Annotated in this window: 10 protein-coding genes; 8 read left to right on the top strand and 2 right to left on the bottom strand. The window is 38.4% G+C overall.

All coding sequences use genetic code 11. From position 1 onward, the window contains the following. The first annotated feature begins 125 nt into the window (after positions 1-125). The 3 genes from BFU02S_RS06945 (at position 126) to coaD (ending at position 1,836) form a co-directional block, all read left to right on the top strand. A complete protein-coding gene (locus tag BFU02S_RS06945) occupies positions 126-401 on the top strand; it encodes a YlbG family protein (RefSeq protein ID WP_066368393.1) in 276 nt (91 codons plus the stop codon). Between the two features lie 374 nt (positions 402-775). Continuing rightward, positions 776-1,336, top strand: coding sequence for a 16S rRNA (guanine(966)-N(2))-methyltransferase RsmD (gene rsmD, locus BFU02S_RS06940; protein WP_066368392.1), 561 nt, complete (start codon positions 776-778; stop codon positions 1,334-1,336). 11 nt (positions 1,337-1,347) lie between these two features. After that, entirely contained in the window at positions 1,348-1,836 is a 489-nt protein-coding gene (gene coaD, locus BFU02S_RS06935; protein WP_066368385.1) for a pantetheine-phosphate adenylyltransferase, read from the top strand. Between the two features lie 12 nt (positions 1,837-1,848). Here coaD and spoVV read toward each other — a convergent pair whose 3' ends face one another. After that, on the bottom strand, positions 1,849-3,063 hold the full coding sequence (gene spoVV, locus BFU02S_RS06930) for a dipicolinic acid transporter SpoVV (protein ID WP_066368383.1): 1,215 nt from the start codon (positions 3,061-3,063) through the stop codon (positions 1,849-1,851). Positions 3,064-3,249: 186 nt separating this feature from the next. On the opposite strand from spoVV, the gene BFU02S_RS06925 reads away from it, so the two are divergent. Then, positions 3,250-4,032: a patatin-like phospholipase family protein gene (locus tag BFU02S_RS06925; protein WP_066368381.1), complete on the top strand. Its 783-nt coding sequence runs from the start codon at positions 3,250-3,252 to the stop codon at positions 4,030-4,032. A gap of 3 nt (positions 4,033-4,035) precedes the next feature. Then, positions 4,036-5,055 (top strand): SepM family pheromone-processing serine protease, encoded by a 1,020-nt coding sequence (locus tag BFU02S_RS06920; protein ID WP_066368373.1) that lies wholly within the window; start codon positions 4,036-4,038, stop codon positions 5,053-5,055. A gap of 20 nt (positions 5,056-5,075) precedes the next feature. On the opposite strand, the gene BFU02S_RS06915 is transcribed toward BFU02S_RS06920, so the two are convergent. Further along, entirely contained in the window at positions 5,076-6,290 is a 1,215-nt protein-coding gene (locus BFU02S_RS06915; RefSeq protein ID WP_066368370.1) for a nucleotidyltransferase, read from the bottom strand. A 208-nt stretch (positions 6,291-6,498) separates the two neighbouring features. On the opposite strand from BFU02S_RS06915, the gene BFU02S_RS06910 reads away from it, so the two are divergent. The 3 genes from BFU02S_RS06910 to BFU02S_RS06900 all read left to right on the top strand — a co-directional run bounded on the left by BFU02S_RS06910 (position 6,499) and on the right by BFU02S_RS06900 (position 8,154). Then, positions 6,499-7,026, top strand: a complete 528-nt coding sequence (locus BFU02S_RS06910) for a YceD family protein (protein WP_066368368.1) — start codon at positions 6,499-6,501, stop codon at positions 7,024-7,026. Positions 7,027-7,196: 170 nt separating this feature from the next. Then, complete coding sequence (gene rpmF, locus BFU02S_RS06905; RefSeq protein ID WP_066368365.1) at positions 7,197-7,370, top strand: 50S ribosomal protein L32; 174 nt, start codon at positions 7,197-7,199, stop codon at positions 7,368-7,370. A 160-nt stretch (positions 7,371-7,530) separates the two neighbouring features. Then, positions 7,531-8,154 carry an RsfA family transcriptional regulator gene (locus BFU02S_RS06900; RefSeq protein ID WP_066368362.1) on the top strand — a complete coding sequence of 208 codons (624 nt, stop codon included), beginning with the start codon at positions 7,531-7,533 and terminating at the stop codon, positions 8,152-8,154. Positions 8,155-8,162 lie beyond the last annotated feature (8 nt).

The raw sequence follows: 8,162 nt of genomic DNA, 5'->3' as shown, positions 1-8,162 counted from the left end.
GGAGGATTATTCCGAGAAGAAGGCAGACTGACCAAGGTGCTTGCGCTTTTTGTTCAAGAAATTGAAAACAAGAGAGGTATTATGCTAGACTTATTTCAAAAGTGGATGTGTTGAAGGGGAAAATTATGTTTGTTCAAAGACAAGGAATTGTAGTTTGGCTGTACTCATTAAAACAAGCAAAAATGCTTAGGCGGTTTGGCAATGTCCATTATATTTCAAAAAAGCTGAAATATGTTGTATTGTATTGTAATCAAGAAGAAGTTGAAAATATTATGGAGAAGTTAAGCTCGTTTTCCTTTGTGAAAAAAGTAGAACCATCGTATAAACCATTTTTGAAAATGGAATACGAGAACTCCTCTCCTGATAAGGCCAAAGAATACGACTATAAGATGGGAATTTAATGAGATGAGGCAAGCCCTCATCTTTTTATTTATATGAAAAAGAAAAAACCCTGCAGAACACCTGCAGGGTCCTTCTACATCCTACTTTTTAGGATAGAAGGCAAAGGGAGAGGAGAAACCGGAGGAAGAACTTATGGGGAAACGTAAGTCTTCTCCGCGGTTGGCAACAACATCCTCGAATTGATGTTGTTACTATCATTATTTCCACAATGAAAATGCTTATACATTTTTTAATAAATTTTCCAATCGATAAAAGACCAGAGACAAATTTCGTCATTTTTTTATGATATTCTGCTTTTGATTTGTCTGTTTTTTGTCATTTATGATAGGATATGATCAAGAAATTGGATTTTGAGTGATGTGGTGATCGTTTCGTGAGAGTCGTTTCAGGCAGTTGCAAAGGAAGACCGTTGAAAGCGGTTCCTGGAAAAACAACAAGGCCTACAACTGATAAGGTAAAAGAAGCAATTTTCAACATGATTGGCCCCTATTTTGATGGGGGGAATGGTTTAGATCTTTTTGCTGGAAGTGGCGGGTTAGGCATTGAGGCACTTAGCAGAGGGTTGGAAAAAATGATATTCATTGATCATGATCCAAAAGCGATTCAAGTGATTCGCGAGAATATTAAAGCGTGTCAATTTGAAGAGAAAGCAGAGGTCTATCGGAATGATGCTGACCGAGCTTTACGGGCCTTGATCAAAAGAGGAATCCGATTTGATTATCTCTTTTTGGACCCGCCATATAAACAGCAGCAGCTCGTCACCCTTATGGAGAAAATGGACAGGCAGGATTTAATCAACAATAACGGAAACGTTGTCTGCGAACACAGTTCCAATGTGGAACTGCCGCTGGCTGTAGGGCGGTTTCAGCAAATAAAACATGAGAAATACGGGATTATTGCCGTAACGATTTATTCGATGGAAACGAAGGAATAGGGGGAGTTAATGTGGCAAGCATAGCCGTTTGTCCGGGAAGTTTTGACCCAATTACATATGGCCATCTAGATATTATTCGCAGAGGAGCGAAGGTGTTTGATAAAGTATATGTTGTAGTATTAAACAATTCTGCAAAAAATCCGCTGTTTACAGTCCAGGAAAGAATCAGTTTGATTCAGGAAGTAACAAAAGATATACCAAATGTGCTGGTGGATCAATTTTCCGGACTTTTGGTCGATTATGCAAAAAGTGTGAATGCCACTGCTATATTACGGGGCTTGAGAGCAGTTTCCGATTTTGAATATGAAATGCAAATTACTTCTATGAATCGTTTTTTAAATGACCATGTTGAAACCTTTTTTATGATGACAAATAATCAATACTCATTTTTAAGTTCAAGCATTGTGAAAGAGGCAGCAAAATACCATGGGAATATTAAAGAACTTGTTCCGCCAGTTGTAGAAAAAGAATTATTAAGAAAATATAATGAAAATAAATGAACTAGGCATTGCCTAGTTCTTTTGTGTTTTAATTTGAAATGACAAAAAGAGAACATATAACGAAAGCGAGAAAATGGTAATGAAAGGACCTGCTTCGATTACGTTTTGATAAAAGTGATTCATTTGGCCTCCGGTTAACAAACTTGCGGGTAGGGCATTGGATGGCTGTTCCATATTAAACTGAATATATAACGGCTTCCAAAGTATCAGAGTGAATATACTGGCAAACACCCCTTGAAAAATTCTTGCAATAAAAAATGGTTTAAACCGAATATCAGTTTGTGCTAAAATACTTGCCACTTGTGCCTGAACACTAAACCCGCTAAATCCCAAGATAAAGCTGGTAACCATTACTTTCTCCAGAAGATCGGCATTCTCCACGGAACTTGACAACTGACTGCCTAATGTAATTTCAAATAGCCCCGAGATAAATGGAATGCTTAATGCATCCGGAAAATCAATAGACGATAAGACGATTTCAACGGCCTTTGCCAACATGGCTGTAATATGTAAATGATAAAGCAGCTTATTAATAACAGAAAATAAAATAATAAATCCGCCTACCATTAATAATGTCTGAAATGATGAATTGACTGCATCTCCGAGGAGTTTTCCGATGGGGCGTTTATCGTTTATTCTTGTTTGGTGCAGCGTAGACAGTGCTTCCCGAAATATTGATTTTCCCTTGATTTTGCCTATTTTATCCGGAGACTCTTTTCCATAAAAGCGCATCATTAAACCTACGCAAATATTGCCTAAGTAATGTGCTGCTGCCAAAATGATCCCTAAGCGGGGATTATGGAAAAAACCTACTGAAACGGCGCCAAAAATAAATAAAGGATTGGAGGAATTCGTGAAGGAAACTAGGCGCTCCGCTTCGATTTGCGTTAACTGCCCCTCCTGGCGCAATCTTGCCGTGAATTTTGCTCCAGCAGGAAAACCGGAGGCTAGCCCCATAGCCCAAACAAATCCCCCTACACCAGGTACTTTAAACAGGGGCCTCATCAGCGGCTCCAGTAAAACACCAATAAATTTGACAACCCCAAAACCAATTAACATCTCTGATACAATGAAAAAGGGCAGCAACGAGGGGAAGACAATTTCCCACCACATTTTAAGTCCGCGTTGTGAAGCCTCCAATGACTCTTGTGGAAAAGAAATAAGTGAAACCGCCAATATTGTAACGGAAACGGATAAGAAGACCGTCTTTAATTTTGAACGATGCAAGTGGAACCCCCCTAAGAGTCTTGCTATACTGTGAAATCTTTTGGGTGCATGATAAAATAAGATCAACTTACAAATTTACTTGTCCTGCTATAAAAGAAATATACTCATAGAACGTTTTTTTAGACCATAAGATTGAACGAGTATTTGTTTAGATAAACTCTAAATCGTTTTTAGGGAGGTCAGTTTATGGAGCACCCGAAAGTAGGCTTGGCACTTGGTTCCGGAGGTGCGCGTGGGTTTGCACATTTAGGTGTACTTAAGGTATTAAAAGAAGCTGGAATCCCTATTCATTTAATTGCCGGCAGCAGTATGGGTGCTCTTGTTGCCAGTTTATATGCTGCTGGTATTGATATTGACCGGCTATATAAATTATCCTCTGCTTTTAAAAGAAAATATTTTTTAGATTTTACAGTGCCCAAAATGGGATTCATAGCTGGCAAAAAAGTAAAGGAATTTGTTAAATTATTTACACGCGGGAAAAATATTGAGGAGTTACAGATTCCGATTGGTATTGTTGCGACAGATTTATTAACAGGTGAAAAGGTTGTGTTTAAAACTGGTTCTATTGCAAATGCTGTTCGGGCAAGCATTTCCATTCCGGGAATTTTTGTTCCGGAAAAATATAATGGAAGAATACTGGTCGATGGTGGTGTGACTGACCGTGTGCCCGTGACTGTTGCAAGAGAAATGGGAGCAGATATTGTCATTGCTGTCGATGTTTCAACAATCAAGCGGAATGCCGAAATTACTTCTATTTACGATGTTATCATGCAAAGCATTGATATTATGCAGACAGAAATTATCAACAGCAGGGAACCCTCTTCTGCAATTATGATTCGTCCGCCCGTTGAAAGATATAGTTCTCGTGCATTCACTTACACTGAAGAAATTATAAAACTCGGAGAAGAAGAAGCTAGAAAGCATATCAAACAGATTGAGGAAGAAATTAGAAAGTGGAAGGAGACGTAAAGTTTGTGCAAAAAAATATATACGGGGATCTTTGTCCTAATGATTGTTCTCCTGATTGGCGGCATGTTCATTACACTCCCTTATTATATAACAGAGCCCGGAATGGCAAAGAAGCTTGCTCCAATTATTAAAGTTGAAAATGGTTATAAAGAAAAGGGCAATTTTATGCTGACAACTGTGAGAATGGGCAAAGCAAATATTTACTCTTATTTGGAAGCAAAAATGAGTAAGTATGATGAAATCTATCCGCAGGATGAAATTTTAGGGAAGAAAGAAACAGAAGAAGAGTATAATCTCATTCAGCTTCAGATGATGGCCGGAGCAAAACTGAATGCCATTGATGTGGCATACCGTAAAGCGGGAATTCCGGTTCATTATAAATATAAAGGAATTTATGTTATGGATGTACTGCCTGGTATGCCGGCTGACGGAACATTAAAACCCGGCGATCGGATTTTTAAAGTGGATGGTAATTCCTTTACTTCTTCTAAAGAATTTATTGATTATGTAGGGAAAAAACATGCAGGAGATCCAGTGACATTTACGTTCTTAAGAAATAAGCAAGAGAAAACGGCTACGTTAAAATTAAAACCATTTAAAGAGTCTCCAAACCGGGTAGGAATCGGAATTTCATTAGTGGATGATAAAGATATTGTTGTGGATCCAAAGGTAAAAATCAATACGGCTGATATTGGAGGATCATCAGCGGGTCTGATGTTTTCATTGGAAATTTATAATCAGTTGACAAAAGAAGATTTAACAAAAGGATATCAAATTGCTGGTACAGGCACTATCGATGTAGATGGTACGGTTGGTCCGATCGGCGGAATTGAACAAAAAATCGTTGCTGCAGACAAGGCGGGGGCAGAAATCTTCTTTGCTCCGAATGAAAAGGGTGCGCAAAACTCTAATTACCGAGCAGCTGTAAAAACAGCACATGACATCCATTCAAAAATGAAAATAGTTCCTGTCAATAACTTTGACGAGGCAGTCAATTATTTGGAAAAATTGCCCGAAAAATAAAAAGATGGTGCAACACTGCATCATCTTTTTTGCTCTACATATATTGGTGGCTGCTGAAATTCTTGCTTTAATAATTGTACTTTATAAGGTTCTGGAAGGCCCATTGCATATATTCTCGCTGCCTTAATATCAAGATCAATTTCGTTACCTTTAAAGGAGGAAGCTTTTGACACGAGCGGTAAACTGAAATTTTTCTTCATCTGATTCAAATAAGTTTGTCCCGCAGTCGTCATACCTAAGAGCCTTAGATAAGAAGCTCTTGCTGTTGGCTTCATTCTATCTTTTTTCGCGTTTGTCAGGATATGAACACACAGCCGCTGAAGTCTTGTCCATGTGTAACGCTTTGTTTTAATTGCTTGCATAAACTCATGAAAATGATTAGACTCGGTGGCAGCAGAGATTAACCGGTTTTCCAGCCCCTCCTCTGCTTCGTAAATTTCTTTAAGATCTTCAGGATCTGACTGAATGAGACGGTATTGAAGAAAGTCCCAATACCGTTCCCAATGATGAAAACACCCATATTGTTCATAATATTGTGCTAATAATTGTTTTGTCGGCTGTGGAACATATTTACTTATGTCAGTTTCTTCTGGTGAAAAAATTGCTTTCCTGATACTTGTAGCACTGGCAATTGTTTCGGAAGAAAAATGTTCATCGTGATACCCGGCATTTTTTCTCTTGATTGTCAAAGGTTTCATCCTGCTCTTCTGCTCTTTGATAGCCTTTATGTATTGAAAACCAAGAATATTGTTCGGCTGGGATAAATCTAGAAATTGATCAGACCCGGTTAGCTTTTGATAAGAAAGTGCCAGTGCTTTTGGGTAACTGACACCTTTATGAATATAATGCTTGATATTTGCTGCAAATGCCTCTTTCTGTCCATTTAAGTATTCAATGGTTTCAAGAAAAGAAGAAATATCGCCGCTTTCACTACCAAAGCACAAGAATTCACATCCGGCAGCGGCTAAAATGGAAACAGCTCCATTTGCAAATGTTTCTGCCTGTTGTACCGCAAATTGATAAGGAAGTTCAAAAACGAGATCTACTCCATTTAATAAAGCCATTTTTGTCCGATACCATTTGGATACAAGGGCTGGTTCGCCTCTTTGCAGAAAATTCCCGCTCATGACGGCAATCACAATATCGGCATCCGCCTTTTTTTTAGCTGCTTGTAAATGAAAAAGATGTCCATTATGAAAAGGATTATATTCCACAACCACTCCAACGGCTTTCAAATTTTAACACCTCCAAAAATTACTAAATATTATAACAAATGATTCACCAGCAGTTAAGAACGTTTCGTATCAAACTTTAATGGATAAACTAATATAGGAAAAAACATTTATACAAATAAATGATCCCCTGCTTAATGTGTAAAGAAAAAATATTGACAAAAATTTTATCGAAGGCTATAATTACCTTTGTTGCCTTGGGGTGATTCATATGAAATGGACATTAGTTCAACTGCAAAAATATCGAAACAAGGACTTTTTGATAGATGACATCATTCGGGTTGATGAAATTAAACAGATTGACCCAACGATCCGGGATGTATCACCTATACATATTACCGGACGTGGTGATGTTGATGCAACGAAGGTGACCTTTCATTTAAAGATTGAAGGTTTCTTCATTCTGCCTTGTTCTCGAACGTTAGTAGATGTGAAGTTTCCAATCAGTGTTGAAACTACGGAAACATTCCTTCTGCAAGAGTCTGGTTATCAAACCGGAGAAGAGGTCCATCAAGTTAAGGGTGAAATGATTGATTTAAAACCAATTATTCAGGAAATTCTTTTACTTGAGGTACCAATGCAAGTCTTTTGTGATTCGAGCGATTCAGAGGATGCAGCCCCACAGTCCGGAAATGATTGGGAGGTCGTACAAGAGGAAGAAAATTCCGCAAAGATTGACCCAAGACTAGCAGGACTTGCAAAGTTTTTTGATCATGATAAATCTTCTTCCGAATCATAATCGGCAAAAAGATGTTACAAAATGAAGCATTCACTTCGAGCTTCATTTTTGAAACCTAAAACTAGCTTCAGGCGTCATCGGCTAAATTTCAAGCCATCTCATGAAGGTTAAAACTTTCATAGTCTTGTGCTTTTTGGCCTTTACGCTTTTCTTATAAGGAGGTGTGAAGAATGGCTGTACCTTTCAGAAGAACTTCTAAAACTGTCAAAAGAAAGCGCCGCACTCATTTTAAATTAAGTGTTCCTGGTATGGTAGAATGCCCGAACTGTGGTGAAATGAAACTCGCTCACCGCGTTTGCAAGGCCTGCGGAACATACAAAGGAAAAGATGTAGTGAACGACTAATTTCAAATTGTATTTAAAGCACAAGAGCTTCCATATAGTTCTTGTGCTTTTGTTTTTTCCAAAAAAATAATTCATATAGAGTAAAACAGCAGGCTTGCTTAAGTCTATCTTTTCTAGTAGACGCATATGTATTAGTAAAACACTACTAGGGGGGATGATGATGTCACCAACTCGGCAGGATGCCTGGACACAAGACGAGGATTTGCTCCTTGCGGAAGTTGTTCTCCGGCATATTCGTGAAGGCGGGACACAACTGCAGGCATTTGAAGAAGTAGGAAAGCGGTTGACACGTACTTCAGCAGCCTGTGGTTTTCGCTGGAACTCTTTTGTACGAAAACAATATAAATCTGGAATTGAGCTTGCTAAGAAGCAAAGGAAGGAACTAAAAAAACAAACGGCCGCGAATTCAGGAGAACACCTAAAAGAATCTGTCGAGCCCAATGTTGATCCCGTTCAGCGGAAGGATGAACAAGGGTTAACCTTAGCAGACGTGATTCGCTTTTTAGAGGAACTGCAAAAGAAGACAGGGGTTACGATCAAATATGAAGAGGAGAAAAAAAAGTATCTTGAACAAATAGAAGAATTGGAGAAAAAAAATGACGCTCTGGCAGTGGAAAATGAAAGACTTTCCAAAAATCTTAAGGTTATGGAAGAGGATTATCGTTCACTGTTAGAAATTATGGAACGTGCAAGAAAAATGGTAGTGCTGCAAGATGAAGACAAGCAACAAAAAGTAACATTCCAGATGGATAAAAACGGTAATATAGAGAGAGTGGAAAAGTAAAAGCGGAC

Source organism: Neobacillus fumarioli NBRC 102428 (assembly GCF_001591485.1).
GTDB lineage: Bacteria > Bacillota > Bacilli > Bacillales > Cytobacillaceae > Neobacillus > Neobacillus fumarioli.
The sequence above is the reverse complement of the archived record's forward strand: the minus strand, read 5'-3'. Positions and strand labels throughout refer to the sequence as shown.